Source organism: Spirillospora sp. NPDC052269, from assembly GCF_040679435.1.
In the GTDB taxonomy this organism is placed as follows: domain Bacteria; phylum Actinomycetota; class Actinomycetes; order Streptosporangiales; family Streptosporangiaceae; genus Spirillospora.
The window spans coordinates 35,429-51,931 of record NZ_JBFAUU010000034.1 but is presented as its reverse complement, the minus strand read 5'-3'; the positions used below and the strand labels follow the sequence as shown (position 1 = coordinate 51,931).

At 70.8% G+C, this 16,503-nt stretch carries 18 protein-coding genes; 2 read left to right on the top strand and 16 right to left on the bottom strand.

What is annotated here, in order from left to right; genetic code table 11:
• Window positions 1-6: 6 nt before the first annotated feature.
• The 11 genes from AB0L06_RS42285 to AB0L06_RS42235 all read right to left on the bottom strand — a co-directional run bounded on the left by AB0L06_RS42285 (window position 7) and on the right by AB0L06_RS42235 (window position 9,120).
• The gene (locus AB0L06_RS42285; protein ID WP_500237299.1) at window positions 7-540 is read right to left on the bottom strand and encodes a GNAT family N-acetyltransferase; all 534 of its coding nucleotides are present in this window, start codon (window positions 538-540) and stop codon (window positions 7-9) included.
• Between the two features lie 31 nt (window positions 541-571).
• The gene (locus AB0L06_RS42280; RefSeq protein ID WP_500237298.1) at window positions 572-994 is read right to left on the bottom strand and encodes a S26 family signal peptidase; all 423 of its coding nucleotides are present in this window, start codon (window positions 992-994) and stop codon (window positions 572-574) included.
• On the bottom strand, window positions 991-2,892 hold the full coding sequence (locus AB0L06_RS42275) for an ABC transporter ATP-binding protein (protein ID WP_500237297.1): 1,902 nt from the start codon (window positions 2,890-2,892) through the stop codon (window positions 991-993). The genes AB0L06_RS42280 and AB0L06_RS42275 overlap by 4 nt, the downstream gene beginning before the upstream one ends.
• A 2-nt stretch (window positions 2,893-2,894) precedes the next feature.
• Window positions 2,895-3,383: a peroxiredoxin family protein gene (locus tag AB0L06_RS42270; RefSeq protein ID WP_500237295.1), complete on the bottom strand. Its 489-nt coding sequence runs from the start codon at window positions 3,381-3,383 to the stop codon at window positions 2,895-2,897.
• Window positions 3,384-3,574: 191 nt separating this feature from the next.
• Complete coding sequence (locus tag AB0L06_RS42265; RefSeq protein ID WP_500237293.1) at window positions 3,575-3,739, bottom strand: hypothetical protein; 165 nt, start codon at window positions 3,737-3,739, stop codon at window positions 3,575-3,577.
• A 555-nt stretch (window positions 3,740-4,294) separates the two neighbouring features.
• A complete protein-coding gene (locus AB0L06_RS42260; RefSeq protein ID WP_500237291.1) occupies window positions 4,295-4,459 on the bottom strand; it encodes a hypothetical protein in 165 nt (54 codons plus the stop codon).
• Between the two features lie 797 nt (window positions 4,460-5,256).
• Window positions 5,257-5,940, bottom strand: a complete 684-nt coding sequence (locus AB0L06_RS42255; RefSeq protein WP_500237290.1) for an NUDIX hydrolase — start codon at window positions 5,938-5,940, stop codon at window positions 5,257-5,259.
• Window positions 5,941-6,000: 60 nt separating this feature from the next.
• On the bottom strand, window positions 6,001-6,414 hold the full coding sequence (locus AB0L06_RS42250) for a hypothetical protein (protein ID WP_500237288.1): 414 nt from the start codon (window positions 6,412-6,414) through the stop codon (window positions 6,001-6,003).
• A gap of 72 nt (window positions 6,415-6,486) precedes the next feature.
• On the bottom strand, window positions 6,487-7,839 hold the full coding sequence (locus AB0L06_RS42245; RefSeq protein ID WP_500237287.1) for an SPFH domain-containing protein: 1,353 nt from the start codon (window positions 7,837-7,839) through the stop codon (window positions 6,487-6,489).
• A gap of 194 nt (window positions 7,840-8,033) precedes the next feature.
• Complete coding sequence (locus AB0L06_RS42240) at window positions 8,034-8,234, bottom strand: NfeD C-terminal domain-containing protein (RefSeq protein ID WP_500237286.1); 201 nt, start codon at window positions 8,232-8,234, stop codon at window positions 8,034-8,036.
• A gap of 151 nt (window positions 8,235-8,385) precedes the next feature.
• Window positions 8,386-9,120, bottom strand: coding sequence for a hypothetical protein (locus AB0L06_RS42235; protein WP_500237285.1), 735 nt, complete (start codon window positions 9,118-9,120; stop codon window positions 8,386-8,388).
• Between the two features lie 153 nt (window positions 9,121-9,273).
• On the opposite strand from AB0L06_RS42235, the gene AB0L06_RS42230 reads away from it, so the two are divergent.
• Window positions 9,274-9,849, top strand: a complete 576-nt coding sequence (locus AB0L06_RS42230) for a hypothetical protein (RefSeq protein WP_500237283.1) — start codon at window positions 9,274-9,276, stop codon at window positions 9,847-9,849.
• A 179-nt stretch (window positions 9,850-10,028) separates the two neighbouring features.
• Here the strand turns inward: AB0L06_RS42230 and AB0L06_RS42225 are convergent, their stop codons facing one another.
• Together AB0L06_RS42225 and phoA are read right to left on the bottom strand one after the other, a co-directional pair.
• The gene (locus AB0L06_RS42225; RefSeq protein ID WP_500237333.1) at window positions 10,029-10,700 is read right to left on the bottom strand and encodes a lysophospholipid acyltransferase family protein; all 672 of its coding nucleotides are present in this window, start codon (window positions 10,698-10,700) and stop codon (window positions 10,029-10,031) included.
• Window positions 10,701-11,148: 448 nt separating this feature from the next.
• Window positions 11,149-12,516, bottom strand: coding sequence for an alkaline phosphatase (phoA, locus tag AB0L06_RS42220; protein WP_500237281.1), 1,368 nt, complete (start codon window positions 12,514-12,516; stop codon window positions 11,149-11,151).
• A 302-nt stretch (window positions 12,517-12,818) separates the two neighbouring features.
• On the opposite strand from phoA, the gene AB0L06_RS42215 reads away from it, so the two are divergent.
• Window positions 12,819-13,160 carry an STAS domain-containing protein gene (locus tag AB0L06_RS42215; RefSeq protein ID WP_500237280.1) on the top strand — a complete coding sequence of 114 codons (342 nt, stop codon included), beginning with the start codon at window positions 12,819-12,821 and terminating at the stop codon, window positions 13,158-13,160.
• An 80-nt stretch (window positions 13,161-13,240) separates the two neighbouring features.
• Here AB0L06_RS42215 and AB0L06_RS42210 read toward each other — a convergent pair whose 3' ends face one another.
• From AB0L06_RS42210 to AB0L06_RS42200, 3 genes are read right to left on the bottom strand one after another with little or no spacing between them, the layout of a single operon-like run.
• Window positions 13,241-14,122, bottom strand: coding sequence for a glutamate ABC transporter substrate-binding protein (locus AB0L06_RS42210; RefSeq protein WP_500237279.1), 882 nt, complete (start codon window positions 14,120-14,122; stop codon window positions 13,241-13,243).
• 2 nt (window positions 14,123-14,124) lie between these two features.
• Window positions 14,125-15,753 (bottom strand): GlnX family signal transduction membrane protein, encoded by a 1,629-nt coding sequence (locus tag AB0L06_RS42205; RefSeq protein WP_500237278.1) that lies wholly within the window; start codon window positions 15,751-15,753, stop codon window positions 14,125-14,127.
• Window positions 15,750-16,499 carry a double zinc ribbon and FHA domain-containing protein gene (locus AB0L06_RS42200; protein ID WP_500237277.1) on the bottom strand — a complete coding sequence of 250 codons (750 nt, stop codon included), beginning with the start codon at window positions 16,497-16,499 and terminating at the stop codon, window positions 15,750-15,752. The genes AB0L06_RS42205 and AB0L06_RS42200 overlap by 4 nt, the downstream gene beginning before the upstream one ends.
• Window positions 16,500-16,503: the final 4 nt, after the last annotated feature.

Here is a 16,503-nt window from a genome sequence, read left to right as displayed (position 1 = left end):
AGGACGTCAGGGGCGAGAGTGCCATTCGGAGGCGAGGAGGCCGTAGAGCTCGTCGTTGTGGAAGGCGCCGTTGGCCCAGAAGGAGTCGCGGAGGCTGCCCTCGTGGGTGAAGCCGATGCGTTCGGCGGCGGTGCGCATGGCGACGTTGTCGGTGAGGGTCTCGAGGGCGATGCGGTTGAGGCCGCGGGTGACGAAGCCGTAGTGGCAGAGGGTGCGGACGACGTCGGTGGAGAAGCCCTTGCCCCGGGCCACCGGACGGAGGGTCATGCCGATGTGGGCCGAGCGGCTGTGCAGGTCGATGCCCCAGAGGACGGCCGCGCCCGCGAGTTCGCCGGACGCCAGGTCGACGACGGAGAAGTCGGCGGCCTTCAGATCGTCCGGGTCCTGGACGGCGAACGGGGACGCTTCCGCGCCCAGGGGACGCCATGGGCGCGTATCCGCACGTGAGCGGGTTTCGACGTCGTTGTACAGCTCGTCGTGGAGGACGGGGACGTCGTCTGCGTGGCGGGCGCGGAGCCCGATCTTCTCTCCTCGGATCATCCTCCTTGGTATCCGAGGAGTACGCGGATGATCAAGAGGCGGTGTTCACGCGGGTGAGGAGGACTCCCAGGACGCGGGCCTTCCGGACGTGGCCGAAGTGGCGGGAGTCGTAGCTCGCGGGGCGGTTGTCGCCCATGACGACGATCGCGTCCGTGGGGACGGTCGCGTCGGCTATGGACTCGACGTCGAACTCGGCCCACTCCTTCGGGAGGTGGTCGCCGGACACGGCCACGGTGCGCTTCAGGAGCAGGTAGTCGTGGGGTTCCGAGCGCAGGAGGGTGATCTGGCCTCGGCGGGGGCGGCGGGTTCTACGGATCAGGACGCGGTCGCCCGAGTGCAGGGTCGGTTCCATGCTGTCGCCGTCCACGGTGGTGAGGATCAGGGTGCGGTGGGCGGCGACGGCCGACGCGGCGACGGCGGCCAGGACGCCGAGGGCCAGGATTCGCGGGGTCATGGGGTCGCCTCCTGGTAGCCGCTGGCCTGGAGGCGGAATAGGTGGGCGTAGCCGCCGTCCGCCGCCAGGAGGGTTTCGTGAGTGCCCTGCTCGGTGATGCGTCCGTCCTCGAGGACGACCACCCGGTCGGCGTCGCGGACGGCGCTGAGGCGGTGGGAGATGAGCAGGCTGGTGCCGCCGCGACGGTGTTCGCGCATGAGGGTGTGGACCTCGTGTTCGGCTTCGGGATCGAGGCCGGAACTCGGTTCGTCCAGGATCATCAGGTCGCGGTTCTCGCGGACGAGGGCGCGCGCGAGGGCGAGGCGCTGCCACTGTCCGCCGGACAGGACGACCCCGGTCGCGGAGTCGTCGCCGAGGGCGAACATCCTGGTCAGGGACGTGTCGTAGCCCTTCGGGAGGGCTGCGAGGCGGTCGTGGACACCGGCGCGCATCGCGGCGCGTTCAAGGCGGGACGAGTCGTCCAGGGCGGTGATGTCGCCGACCGCGATGTTGTCGCGGGCGGACATCTCGTAGTTCATGTGGTCCTGGAAGACGGCGCTGATGCGATCGCGCAGTTTCTCCGGCGGGATGTCGCGGATGTCCTCACCGTCCCAGAGGATCCGCCCCTTGGACGGGTCGTACATGCGGCAGAGGAGCTTGACCAGGGTGCTCTTGCCCGCGCCGTTCAGGCCGACGAGCGCGACGGCGTTCCCATGCGGGATGGTCAGGTCGAGGCCGCGGAACACCCAGGGCAGGTCGTCGCCGTACCGGAACCAGACGTCGCGGAACTCGATGCCGCGGCGCAGCGGCGGCGCCTCACCGGTGAGCGCGCGCGGCAGGTCGGACGGCGCGCGGACGACGGCGACGTAGTGCGTGAACGCGAGCAGGCGGGCCTGGCCACCGGAGATCGCGGAGGTCAGCGTCCCGAGTGAGCTCTGGACGCCCGCGACGGCGGCGAGGAACATGGCGATGTCCCCGACGCTGAGCGTGCCGTGCCGGGCCGCGTTCGCCGCCCACCACAGGCCGCCGCCGGCAACGAGTGCGCCGAGCGCGGTGAGGCCGCCCTGGGCGCGGAGTTCCCGCAGGTCCATGCGGCGTTGGGCGGCGTTGGAGGCACGCCGTTCGCTGATCATCCGGCCGCGCAGGAACGCGCCGATGCCGAACAGCCGGATCTCGGTCGCAGGGGACGTGTTCGTGAGGAGCCCACTGTAGAAGTACTCGCGGCGGAAGTGGTGCTCGATGTCCCACTCCATGGCCGTCCGCCGCCGGGCCAGCATGATCTCGGCGACGAGCGCGGGCAGCGCGGCGGCGAGGACCAGGCCGGTCATCGCCGGGCTGAGCACGAGCAGCGAGCCGAGGAACCCGGTCAGCGACAGGACACCGCCGAGCAGGCCGCCGAAACCGTCCACGATCTCCGGGACGCGGCGCACGCCGTCCTGGGCGAGCCGCAGCCGGTCCTGGTAGGCGGGATTCTCGAAGGAGCGCAGGCCGACCTGGCGTTCGGCGGCGCCGAACAGCCGGTCGGTGCCGGCGAGGCTCGCGGCGCGTCCGATCTGTCCGCGGGCGAAACGCGAGACGGAGGGCAGCGCGGCCGAGGCGAACCCGGCGGCGGCCAGGCCGAGCGCGAGGGCGCCGATCGGGGCGTTCCCGCCGGTCAGCCGGTCGATGACCAGCTTGGTCAGCCACGCCGTGGTGATCGGCGCGGCGGACGTGGCGATCACCACGACCAGGAAGATCGGAACCTCGGCGGGGGCGGCCCGGAACATGAGCGCGACCGCCTCGGCGGCGGACGCCCGCAGCGCCCGCACGCCGAACTTCCGCGCGCCCGGGTCGTCTTCGGCGGGCGTTCCGTCCTGAGAGGTCGGCTCATTCCGCGTGGCCTTCTCGCCCGGACTGGTCTTCTCGTCCTGGGTGGTCATCGTCAGCTTCCAGAGGCCGAGACGGGGAGGGTGTGCAGGGGGAGCTCGTCCATGCGGGCGCCGGTTCCGATGATTCGGCCGTCCTGGCCGAGGAGGTAGAGCGCGGGCGTCCACTGGTTCTGGAAGGCGTGGGCGACGGGACCGCCTGCCCTGTCGGCCTGGACGACCCGTGCGACCTGCTCCAACTTGGCGACCGTCTCCGGCTCGTCACCACCGAAGACGGCAAGAACGTTGTCACGCCCCAGGGTCCGGGCGCGCTCGAGGAAGCTCGGCAGCAGGTCGTGGCAGCCGTCGCAGTTCGCGGAGAAGAACGCCACCACCCCGGCGGCCGACTCACGCGTCACCGACTCACCCTGCGTGGTGACACCGCTGAACTCAGGCACCACCGAACCGGGCTTGAGCGCGAACATGTCTCCGGCCCCCGGGGCCGTCCGGCCTCCCGCGGCGGCATCCGCCCGCATCCGGCGAAGAATGCCGAACGTGAGCATCATGTTCAACACGGAAAGAACACCGAAGAGGACGACAGCAGCCGCCAGATAAGGCATTTCCGGTTCCTCGCGAAGGGTTGGGAGTTTCACTGAAGAGGACGATCGGCCACGGCCTGGCAGAGCCGCGGCCAACACCAGGCGGGACGCGGCGCCGCGTCCCGCCAGGCTGAGCTCAAGCTGTGATCACTTCAGGATCAGCAGCCGCCGATGTAGGACCACTCGCAGCCGGTCTGCACGCAGCAGAAGCGGAACCAGTAGCCGGGGTGACCAGCGGCGTTACAGAAGTAGACGCCACTGCAGGCGGAGGCGTCCTCCTGGGGGACGAGGCGGTCCAGGACGCGGTCGACGAGACGGCTCATGGCTTTCTCTCCTTTCATGACGGTGCCCGGGAATTGACGGTTTAAGTAAACAGGCGTCGACTTTGCGCGCGCGGTGTTTTGCAGTCGGCGCCCGCTTTCCCGGAAACTCCCAGGTTTTCGGGGCACTCCAAATTAAGAGGTGCGATCGCTCTTTTCGCAAGCCCCATGATCATCGACCGTCGGCTCTTTGTGAGGTCATGACGAACGACTCCGGCATAGATGATCAACTTTGCCTGTTTGCCCGGCGCACGACGGCGTTTCGCCTACAGAAACCGGAACCTGTGACGACGGAACGTGATCTTCCTTCTTGATGAATCTGCCGTCAGGACGCTTTCTCGCCCCCGATGGCGCCGGTGGGGGCAGGCTCAAGGCCGTCCGCCTCCCCTGGGACGTGCCCGCGGCGTTCTGGATGGCATCTCGCCCTGGGGTGGCCACCGTCCATTGCCGGCCGCCAGGACGGAAAGGGGCGGGGCCGCGATCAAGGCCGGGCGGGACGTGGCGCCGCGTCCCGCCCGGCGTTGATCAGGTCAGGTCAGGTCCTGCTCACCACGAGGGTCAGCAGGGGCCGATGTAGGTCCATTCGCAGCCGGAGTCCAGGCAGCAGAAGCGGAACCAGTAGCCGGGGTGGCCACCCGCGTAGCAGAAGTATTGGGCGCTGCAGGCGGAGGCGGTCTCCTTGGGAACGAGGCGGTCGAGGACGCGGTCGACGAGACGACTCATGCCTTCTTTCCTTTCGTCACGGTGACGTCCGGGAATCGAAGGTCAAGGCAAACGGCCAGCGACATTGTGCGCGCGATGTGTTGCGGACGGTGCCCGATTTCCCTGAAAACTCCCGGAGTTTTCGGGGCACTTCAAAGTAAGAGCCATCCGCTCCCTTTCGACAAGGCCCGTCATCGTCGACCGCCGACGCTTTGTAAGGAAATGCCGAACACCCCGGCGCGAAAGTGAACAAGTTTGCTGGTTTGCGCAACCTTCAACGCGGTTCCGCCTGATGGAAATGCAATCAGGACAAGACAGCCGGTGACGGTCGCCACGACCCGGCCGCCAGGACGGATCCGGAGCGAGGCCGAACGCGGGAAGCAGGGAGGTCCAGGCCGTCCACCTCGATCGGGACGGGCGAGGCCCGGGGCCCAACGGTCGTGCGAGAGGCGTGTCCGGTAGCGCGACCGAGTCCGGCCGGGGGCACGGTCGACGAGACGGCTCATGCCTTCTTTCTTTTCATCACGGTGGCGTCCGGGAATTAAGGACAGGACAAACGAGTGTCGACATTGTGCGCGCGATGATTTCGGTCGGCGCCCGCACTCCTGGGAAACTCCCGGGAGCTCTCGGGGCACTTCAAAGTAAGAGTCATCCGCTCCCTTTCGACAAGGCCCGTCATCGTCGACCGCCGACGCTTTGTAAGGAAATGCCGAACGCCCCGGCGCGGAGGCACCCATCGTGGCCACGACCACTGCCGCCGGTCAGCCGGTTTTCCGGTGTTCCCAACCGATCGGACACCGGGTCCGGCCCCCTGCGGTTCAGTCAGGGCAGGGGCGTTGGCGGAGCATCGGGGGGCGGAGCTGTTCGGCGTCGCCGCGCGTGTAGAGCTGCGCGGGACGGCCGCCGTCGCGGGTCGTGGTGCGGCCCGTCGGGACGAGGAAGCGGTCGGCGCCGGTGACCTTGCGGTGGAAGTTGCGGGGGTCGAGCGGTGTGCCCCAGACGATCTCGTAGACGCGGCGCAGCTCGGCGACGGTGAACTCGGGCGGCGCGAACGCGGCGGCGAGCGAGGTGTACTCGAGCTTCGCGCGGGCGCGCTCCACGCCGTCCAGCAGGATGCGGCGGTGGTCGAACGCGGCGCGGTCGCGGTGCACCAGGTCGTCCATCGGCTTCCAGAGCACCTGCGCGCGGCTGGAGGCGGGCAGGTCCGGGGCGAGCCCGAGGTAGGCGACGCTGACGACGCGCTGGCGGGGGTCGCGGTCCGGGTAGCCGTAGGTGGCGAGCTGCTCCAGGTGGATGCGCACGTCGGCGAGCCCGGCGCGTTCGGCCATCAGCCGGGACGCGGCGACCGGCAGGTCCTCGTCGAGCTGGATGAACCCTCCGGGCAGCGACCACGCGCCGTCGTACGGATCCCGGTCGCGCCGCCACACCAGCGCGCTCAGCCGCTGCTCCCGGACGGTGAGGACGACGAGATCGACGCTGACGGCGAGCCGGGGCACGGACATGCCACGAACGTTATCCGGGTCGGGCGCCCGGTGGGACCCGGTCGGCGCGGAGGGCGATCATCACCCGTCGGCGTCGATGTCGGCGTCGGGAACGGCGCCGGGTTCGGGCGGGAGCTTCGCCACGATGGCGTCCAGCAGCTCCCAGCCGTCGAGGTCCAGGGCGGACCGGGTGTCCCAGCCCTGCTCGATCGCCGCGTCCAGGATCGCCCGGACGACGGACGGGAGATGCAGGTTCAGGGTCACGTCGTCCGCCGTCCGGCAGATCAGGCCGTCGTGCATCGGGTAGCCGTCGTTGACGAGTCTGCCTGGCCCCGTCCGGAACGTGACCTCCAGGCCGCGGTTGCGTTGCTCTGCGCGGGCGATCCGCACGACCTCGCGGCAACTCTCCGGATCGCCCCGCGTGTGAGCGTGCCCTGACCAGCGCCGGTAGGTGTCCGCGCCGACCTTCAGCGGACGGTTTCTGTGCTTGCTCAAGGGATTCACCGCCTGGAAAAGAGCCGGGGCCCGGACGCGTCGCGCGTCCGGGCCCCGGCTGGGAGGAGTGGGTCAGGCCTCCGGGGTGTCGACAGGGCCCGCGGCGGGCAGGCTCGGAGCCGTGCCGTCCACCGGCTTCTGGCCGTTCGCGGACGGCGTCCCGGCCGAGCCCGCGAGCAGGTTCCGCGCGAGGCCGAGGCCCGCGCCGCCGAGCGTCAGCGCCTTGGCGAGCATCTCCTCGATGCCCTCGGCGCCGTTCAGCACGACCATGTTGTCGACGTTGCCGAAGACACTCGCACCGGCCTCGACGATCTCCGGCCAGCGCTCGGCGAGCTGCTGGGCGATGACCGCCTCGGTGTTCTCGGACAGGGCCTGCGCGCGCGCCTTGATGGCGTCCGCCTCGGCGAGGCCCTTGTTGCGGATCGCCCCCGCCTGCGCCTCACCGAGGATGCGCGTGGCCTCCGCCTCGCGCGCCGCCTTCAGCTGCGTCTCGGTCGCGGCGGCCTGCGCGTGCGCGACGCGCTCCTCGCGCTCGGCCTCGGCCAGCTTGACCCGCTCGTACGCGCGCGCGTCGGCGGGCTTGCGGATCTGGCTCTCCAGCAGCTTCTCGGTGCGCTCGGCCTCCAGCTCGGCGTTGCGGGTCTCCTTCTCGATGACCTCCTGCTTCGCCTGCTGCTCGGCCTGCTGCACCTGGCCCTCGTACTCGGCCTTCTTGATCTCGGTGTCGCGGATGACGGCCGCGTTCTGCCGGGCGGCCTCCTGCTCGCGCTCGGTGGCCTCGCGGTCCCGCTCGGCCTCGGCGATGCGGGCGGCGGACGCGACGGCGGCGGCGTGCGGACGGCCGAGGTTGGTGATGTAGCCGGTGGCGTCCTCGATCTCCTGGATCTGGAGCGAGTCCACGACCAGGCCGAGCTTGCTCATCTCGTCCGCGGCGCTCAGCCGGGTCTCGCTGGTGAGGCGCTCGCGGTTGAGGATGAGGTCCTCGACGGTGAGGCCGCCGATGATGGAGCGCAGGTGACCGGTGAACAGCTCGTGGATCGCGCCGTCCATCGACTTCTGCTGGTCCAGGAAACGCCGGGACGCGTTGGCGATCGAGACCAGGTCGTCCCCGACCTTGTAGATGACCACGCCCTTGACCTGCACCGGGATGCCCTGCTGCGTCACGCAGTGCACCTCGAGCGTGGTGTTGTGGATGTCGAGCCGGAGCCTGCGGGCCACCTGGAACCCGGGCATCACCATGGTGCCCTTGCCCGTGACGACCTTGAAGCCGAGGCTGTCCAGCCCGTTGACCGGCTTGGACCGCGCGCCCAGGCCGGAGATGATCAGCGCCTCGTTCGGCTCCGCGACGCGCCAGATCATCTTGAACACGACGATGATGAGTATGACGGCGACGACGACCGTTACCGCCACGATGAGCACTGGCATCCGCCCCTCCAACCGACCCGGCCGAGACCGGGACAACGACGCCGCCGGGGAGCCTGTTCGTCCGGTTTCCGGAGTCGTTGACCACTAGACGGTATGCCGTGGTGATCGGTTCCCTCACACGGGGCTCACCCCTCGACCGGCCTGTCCGGATGCGGACGAGCCCGTGGAACCGTCGGACCAGGCTGGACGAGAGGTCAGGCCAGGGCGCGGGCGACGTAGACGGTGCGCGGCGGGTGGTACTCGACGACGACCACGATCTCGCCGACCCCGATCTCCTCCTTCGGGTCGACCGGATGCGCGTAGAACGCCTCCGAGCCGCCCCGGACCGGGATCATCACCTCGCCGACGAGCCGCGGCCCGATCCGGCCGATGACCCGCCCCTCTTTCCCGATCACGCGTCGCTCCCCGATCCGCCCGTCCCGCGCCGTCGCCTCTCGGACGGCCGCCGCCTGCACGCTATCCGGAGGACGCTCACAGCAGGTAGTGCCCACCGCTGCCCGGCACCCGGAGGTGGTGCCCGCCGCGGCCCGGCACCCGGCCGGACGGTCACGGGAGGTAGCGCTCGCTGCGGTCGTAGGCCTGGCGGGCGAGCTGCTCGACCTCGGTGCGGGTGGCGTTCGGGCCGAACAGGCTGACGGTGGCCACCGAGTGCCGTCCGCGCAGGACGACGTACCAGGCGCGGGTGTGGGAGGAGCCGCTGACGGTGGTGACGCCGACGGTGCGCGAGCCGCGTCCGATCGTCCCGCCGGGGAACTCGGAGACGCGGTGGTCGGCCCAGCGCGTCCCGACGCGGGTCCGGAAGGCGAGGCAGCCGGACGGGACGCGCCGCTCGAGCTGGTGCTGGGCCGCCTCGTCCGTCATGCCCATGAGGGTCTCGGTGACGACCTGCCCGTCGCCCCGGTTGAAGCTGGCCAGCGCGGCCGGGGCGGCCCGGTCGACGGCGGGCTGCGCCGCCGCGGAGTCGGCGCAGCGCGGCTTGTCCAGGGTGACCTGCCGCTGGAGCTGCCCGAAGTTCTGGATGCCTTTGAGCGAGCCGTACTCCCCCGAGTCCGGCTCGCCGACGCGCTGGTAGCCGGGGACGTCGGCGAGGAGGGCCTGCTTGAGCTGGTCGGACGTGTAGCCGGTCAGCGCGAGCGCGGCACGCTTCCCCCCGCCGGCGCCGTGCGACCCGCCGCCGCACCCCGCGAGCCCGGCCAGCGCCGCGGTGACCAGCACCGCGGCCCGGAACGTCGGACGGAGCGGCGTGCGGAACGCGGGTGGGAACGGCGCTCGGGAGGACATGTCCGCGACCTTACGGGGCGTCCGGGCCGGAACCGCGCGGACGACACGCCATCGGACGAGCCGGACCGCACCGCGCTTTCAGATCGCCGCGCCCTGGGTAGAAGTGCTACCGACCGTGACCGTTCGGTCACGGAAGACAGGGGGAAGATGACGATGCCACGCAGACTCCTTGTGCTGCCCGTCCTGCTGACGCTGGCGCTCCTCGGATCGGGGGCGTGCGGGAGCAAGTCCCACCACGCGTCGGGGCCGTCGGGGGTCTCGTCGCCCGGCGCGGCCGGCGGGCAGAACGCCACGGGGACCGCGGCGCCCGGGACGTGCCCGTCCCAGGCCACCAAGAAGTTCGCCAAGACCCGGTTCGTCGCGGACGCGGGGCTGGCGTTCGGCGCCTTCCACCGCTGGATCTACAAGCCCTGGCAGGCCGGGAACTTCAAGTCCGGCGCGCAGGGCCAGAAGAAGGCCATCGTGAAGGGCGCCGCCGCGGGCGCGTTCGCCCTGACCCGCCTCAACGCGGCCCGCAAGCTCGTGGACGCCGACCCGACGCTGTGCTCGAAGCTCAAGCAGCCGCTCGAATCGCTCAAGAACAACATGACCGGCCTCACCGACAAGCTGAAGTCGGGCAACGCCGACCCGTCCCAGATCGGCTCGGCGGGCGGGGCGGTCGAGAACTTCCGCAAGCAGGCGGCCGAGAACGGCGCGACCATCAAGGACCAGACCCCGCCGAACGTCTAACCGCGAACCGCGGTCGGCACGAACCACGGCCGACGCGAACCGCGAACGGCGCGAGCGCGCCGCCAAGCCTGTGAGGGGCGACGCCGAGGGCGAGCCCCTCACAGGCTTGACCACGAAGCGATACCGCGCTCGCACGAGTCTTCGGGCCCACGACTCTCCGAGCCCTTGGAGCCGAAGGCTCAGTTCAGCTCCGAGTGGTCGTTGTAGCAGCCCGCGAAGTCCTGGCCTGAGAGCTTCTGGATGTGCTGGACGATCTCGTCGGCGATGAGGCGGCGGGCCTTCGCGGGCGGCAGGTTGCGGTAGTGCGAGAAGTCGAGCGGCTCGCCGATGCGGACGGTCGGGCGGGGGCCGAGGAAGCGGGGCATCGAGTCGCCGATCGGCTGGATCTCCTCGGTGCCCGTGAGGCCGACCGGGAGGACGCGGGCGCCGGACTCCAGCACCAGCCAGCCGACGCCGGTGCGGCCGCGGTAGAGCCGTCCGTCGCGGGACCGGGTGCCCTCGGGGTAGATCGCGAACGCGCCGCTGTTGCCGAGGATCTCGGCGGCCTGCTCGAGCGCGCCCATCGCGGCGCGCTGCGCGCCGCGCCGCACCGGGACGTGGCCGAGGGTGGTGAGGAACCACTTCACGAACCGGCCCTTGAAGCCGGAGCCCTCGAAGTAGTCGGCCTTGGCGATGTAGGTGACCGGGCGCGGGACGGCCAGCGGGATGATGAAGCTGTCGATGAACGACAGGTGGTTGCTGGCCACGATGAGCGGACCGTACTTGGGCACGTTCTCCAGGCCCTCGATCCGGGGCCGGAACAGCAGACGCAGGATCGGAGCGACGATTCGCGTCATGAACGTGTAGAACACCCGGCCTCCAGAATTCGGCACCCGCAACTGTAACGCCGGAGCCGTTACCGGCACGCCGCGGAGCAGTTCCCGTTCGCCGGACAGGGGCCACACGGCCACCCCAGCCGCAGGTCAGCGTACCGAGGATGCCTGAATTCCGGTAATTAGCCCGAGCACCGAGGCTACCTTTCAGTAGGTTTCCGGTGAGTAGGTTTCATCTTCCCGATAACGCGAATAGCGGCGATACCACAGGATGGACGCCCGTCCCACGGCACCCCCATTCGGGCCCCCGTTCCCGCTGCGCACAGCGGCGACCCGCCCTTGGAAGCGGACACGCAGGGAAGCGGGCTCCGGCACGTCCGGAACAACGGTGAACCCACCCCCGCCGCGAGCGCCCCTTCCCGGACGTGAGAGGACCCGTCCGGTCCCGGGTGCGCGGGGTCGGACGGGTCCGCAAGAGCGGTGGCGCCTAGTGACGGAGGCCCAGCGCGCGGGTGATGGTGCCGAACAGGTCGGTCTGGTTGGTCACGCCGACCACGTTCGCGGCCTGCGGGCCCTGGGCGGCGATGCGCACCTGGGTGCCGGTGTGCTCCTGCGACTGGCCGGCCGGGTTGGTGGCGTAGTTCATCTTCATCTGGGCGCCCTCGTCGGTGACCAGGGTCGCGGTCTGGCCCGGGCTCTGGGCCTCCAGCGGGATGATCTGGCTGGTGTGGCCGTGGTCGGCGGTGGTCACCACGAGCGTGTCGGGGTGCTGCCGCGCGTAGTCCATGGCGATCTTGACGGCCTTGTCGAACTCGACGGTCTCGCCGATCTGGCCGCACGGGTCGGCCGAGTGGTCGCGCTTGTCGATCGACGCGCCCTCGATCTGCAGGAAGAAGCCCTTCTTCCCGTGGCGGGTCTGGTCGGAAAGGACGTCCAAGGCCTTGGACGCCATCTGGGTCAGGTGCGGGCCGCTGAACTGGGCGTTCGGGGCGCAGCGGGACGGGTCGGTGCCGCCCGCCTTGGCGAGCGGACCGGTCCACTCCTGCGGCATGTTGCCGTCCGAGAACAGGCCGAGCAGGCGGCCGTCCTTGCCCGGACGCGCCGACTGGAGCCCGTTCGCGTCGGTGACGACGTCGTAGCCCGCGGCCTTGGCCTGGTCGATGACCGTCTTGCCCTTGAACTGCCCGGCCTGGACGGTCTGCGCGTAGCGGGCCTTGCCGCCGCCCAGGTAGACGTCGGCGCCGGTCTGCACCTGCTGCTCGGCGATCGAGCCCGCGCCGCCGTTCTCCTTGGCGTTGGTCGGGCACGCCTTCATGTCCGTCGGGCCCTGGCAGGAGCGGTCGACCACGTGCGAGGCGAGGACGGCCGGGGTGGCGTCGCTCAGCTCGGCGGTCGTGACGTCGCCGGTCCGGTAGCCGGCACCCTTGGCCAGCTCCAGGATCGTCTGCTGCGGCTTGCCGTCCGGGGTGACCGAGATGGCGCCGTTGTAGGACTTGCGGCCCGTCGCCCAGCCCGTCCCGGAAGCGGCCGAGTCGGTGACGTAGTCGGGCAGGTTCGGGTTGGCCTTCTGCAGCGCGTAGGTGGTGTACGCGCCGGTCAGCGGCAGCCGGTCCATGTTGAGGCGGCCGGCGGCGCCCTGCGAGTAGTTGCGGGCGGCGGTGATCTCCGAGTCGCCCATGCCGTCGCCGATCAGCAGGATGACGTTGCGGGCCTTGCCGCCCTGGATGGCGTGCCGCACGTCACCGGTGCGGTCGCCGTTCCAGGCGTTCGCCGCGCCGGACGCGACGACGGTGGTGGCGGCCCCTGCCGCGAGCGTGATCGCGGCGAGCCGCCGCACCTTTCCAGCCGCAGACATCGGCTGACCTCCCCTTTGTTTCGTGCAGTCGAAGCGGGGTAACCACACCAGCCGCAGATGACCGGTATGCCCGTTTCAGGTGGACGCCACGTGAACGATCAAGGACCCGACGTGCCCGTTACGGGCACAGAACCGCCCCCTGGGCGACCCGACCCATTCCCGCGATCCGCTTGGAATGCCTCCGGCGGTGCGGGATTCTGGGAGGTCCGGCCCCGCTCGGCCGGCACCGGACAGGGGAGACGCCCGGTGCGGACGAGCCGGCCGGGATGGCCGCTGCTCTCGGGAGGGGTGGGGGGACGAGCATGGACTTCGACGTGAACCTGATGCGCCATGACCGCTGCACCCTGGTGCGCGTTCAGGGTGAGATCGACGTGGTGACCCGTCCGGCCTTGGAGAAGACGCTGACCGACGTCATCGACATCGGCCAGCCGCTGGTCGTCGACATGCGGCACGTGACGTTCTGCGACTCCAGCGGGCTGAACGCGGTCGTCGGCGCGAACCGCCGGGCGTCCGAGCGGGAGCTCGGCTTCGCCCTGGTGGCGCTGCCGCCGCGCGTCCGGCGGGTCTTCCGGATCACCGGGATCGACCAGTACATCCCGATCTACGACACGCTACGGGAGGCCACCGACGCCGTCGGCGCCTGATCGGCCGCGCCCTCAGCGCCTGCCCGGCCACGCCGGTGGCGCCTGATCGCCACGTCGGTGGCGCCTGATCGCGCGGGTTTCTACGAGCAGCCCTCGAACTGGGGGACGCTCGTGGTGAGTTTCGCGCCGGTGTTGGCGAACCAGTGGTTCAGGAAGCGGCCCGCCGAGCCGTCCTGGTACATGCGGGTGAGGATGCGGTTGACGGCCTCGCAGCCCGCCAGGTCGCCCTTGCGCATGCCGATGCCGTACTTCTCGTCGGTGAACGGCTCGCCGATGAGGTGCACGTCCGGGTGGCCCGCCGCGAAGCCCGCGAGGATCAGGTCGTCGGTCGAGAACGCGTCGATCTTCCCGCTGGTCAGCAGCGGCATGCAGTCGCTGTAGGTCGCCACGTCCACCGGGACGGCCGGGATGCTGCGCTCGTCGGTGATGCGCCGCCACGAGTTGGATCCGGTGACCGCGCAGATCTTCTTCTTCGCCAGGTTGTGGACGTTGGCGATGGAGCGGTCGTTCGTGCGGACCAGGGTGTCCTGGTGCGCGACGTAGTAGGGGCCCGCGAAGGTGATCTGGGTCTTGCGGGCGGGCGTGATCGAGTACGTCGCGACGACCATGTCGACCGTGCCGTCCTCGATGGCCTTCTCGCGGACCGACGACGGCGTGGTCCGGAACGTGATCCGCGACGCCGGGACGCCCAGCCGCCGCGCCACGTACGTCGCGACGTCCACGTCGAAGCCCTGGTAGTGGCCGTTCACCTTCATGCCGAGGCCGGGCTGGTCGCCCTTCACGCCGATGACCAGCGAGTGCCGGTGCAGGATCGACTGCTGGTCAGACGAGGACAGCGCGCACCCGGCGAGCGCCACCGGGGCGCACGCCGTCACCAGCGCGACGGACGCCGCGCGCGTCCGCCGCAGGGGCCGCCGGCGCGGGGGTCCCTGGCGCAGGGGCTGCCGGGAGTGGGACGGCATCGTCAGATCCTTCCGAACTCGGCGAGCCGGGGGCGGACGCCCACCAGCACCAGGGCGGCGATCACGACGGCGGCGACCGGCGGGATGGCCTTCCAGCCCTTCAGCCCGCCGTCCGCCTGCTGGATGGCGTGGTCGAACGCGCCGCTGTGGGTCGCGGCCAGGGAGCGCAGCGCCGCGTCGTAGGCGTCGAAGTCGCGGATGGCGGACGAGCCGCGTCCCATCCGGAAGTCGATCGCGCCGCGCCGGTCCCCGGACGCGACGAGCGCCCGCATGTGCTGGTCGTTGGACAGCACGGTCGCGTAGGCGTCGAGGGCGCGTGAGAGCGCGTCGCTCTCGGTGCCCTTGCGGACCTGGCGCGCCTCGTCCCCGAGCAGGCCGAGGAACGCCGACCGGTTCTCCGGTCGGTAGTCCTTCGCGGCCTTCCCGGCGAGCTTGTAGTAGGTCGCGAGGTTCGCCGGGGTGTCCTTCGGGGGCTCGACGAACAGGATCGTCGACGCCTTGTCGAGGTAGTTCTGCTCGTAGGTGTCGGCGCGTCCGGGGTCGAGGAGGAACCGGGACTCGTCCGCGAACGCGCTGTGGCTGATCGCGCGCGCACGAGACATCGTCAGGACGGAGTCGAACCCGTCCCGTTTGGCGCGCAGCAGGTGCCCGGCCTGGGAGTCCAGCACCCCGACCCCGACCGACACCAGGACGATCGTGCCGACCGTCGCGAGCGCGAGACCGGGGTTCAGCAGGCGGCGGAACTCGCGTCCGATGGCGAGCTGCCCGATCACCAGTACCAGCAGCGCGGCGCCGCCCGCCGCGAGCACCCAGTACCGGCCTGAAAGGACGCTCGTCCGCTTCTCCTGGTAGGACTGCCGGACGGTCGCGCCGCTGTCCAGCGTCAGGTTGTACGCCTTCGGCAGCAGCTCCAGCTTCATCAGGTCGGACGCCTGCTGGTAGGTGCCGACGACCGACTGCGGGGCCTCCCCGACCGGGTGCAGGGACTGGTCGTTCAGGGTCAGCGCCTGCCCGACGAGCCGCTGGTACTGGCCGAGGCCGTCGATGACCTCCTGGACGGTCTGCTTGCGGTCGTTGTCCTTCCCGGCGAGCTGCGCGGCCTGGATCGCGGCGCGGCTGGCGTCCGAGCGGGCCTGCTCGTAGCGGCGCAGCGACTCGGTCCGGCCGATGCCGAGCGTCTGGTCACGGCCGATCAGCAGGATGTCGGCGACCTGCGCGTCCATGTCGCTGAGCGCGAAGTACAGGTTGCCGGTCGCGACGACCTGCGGGCCCGCGTCGTGGCCGATGGTCTGCACGCCCTGCCGCGCGTCCTGGATGCCGAGCATCAGGGCCAGCGCGATCGCCGCGACCGTGACCACCGCGAGGACCGTCCAGCCGCGGATCCGGCCCGGGATGGTCTTCAGCCATCGCCCGCGCACGAGCGTGACCAGGGCGCCGCGTGGGCGTTCCAGGGTCCGTCCCGCGCGCGCGGCGCGGGACGTGGTCGGGACGGCGGGCTGCTTGGCCGGGACGCCGGGCTGCCGCGAGGGCGCGGCCGGTCCCCGTGTGGACGTGGCGGGACCTCGTGACGGCGTGGCCGGGGCGGGCGGCTGCTTCGTCGGGACGTCCGGTCGCCGTGGCGGCATGGTCATTCCAGGCTCCTGAGGCTGTCCGGGCTCCTGAGGGTGATGGTCGTCCACGCCCCCACGTGGACGCGGTCGCCGTCCTTCACCGGCACCGGGACGTTCACCGGGATCGGGTCGAGGCCGTCGTTGAGCGTCGTGCCGTTGGCGGATCCTAGGTCCACCAGCGTCCACGAACCGTCCGGCTGGGCGACCAGCACCGCGTGCTGCCGGGACGCGCCGGGGTCCTCGGGCCGGACGGACAGGTCGATCTCCGGCTCGATCCCCCGGGACGCGCTGCGCCGCCCGATCCGCACGCGCTCGCCGTCCATCGGGACGCGTCGCTCAAGGTAGTACGCGGGGAACGCTATCGCCGCCGCCTCCGAGCCGCCCTGCGCGAGGACGGCGTCGAAGTAGGCGCGGTCGGCCGCGACCACGGCCGTCCAGACCCTCGGCCGAGGCTTCGGCGGCGGGGTGGCGCCGTCCGGTCCGGTGAAGGCGGCCGGCTCGGTGAAGGCGGCCGGACGTTCGGCCTGCCTGCCCGTGTCGAAGTCGTAGCCGTCCACCTCGCAGAACCGGCCGGACTTGTTCGCTCCGCAGACCGGGCAGACCGCCACCGGGCTCTCGCGCCGGGGTTCCGCCGCGCCGCCGCCGTTCTCGCGGGCGAACTCCAGGCGCGGCGCGGACTCCACGCGCGACCCGCACGCGTCGCAGAATTCGTCACCGGGATGCAGTTCCTCCGCGCACACGCTGCACTTGCCCACGGACTCGGCCACCTCG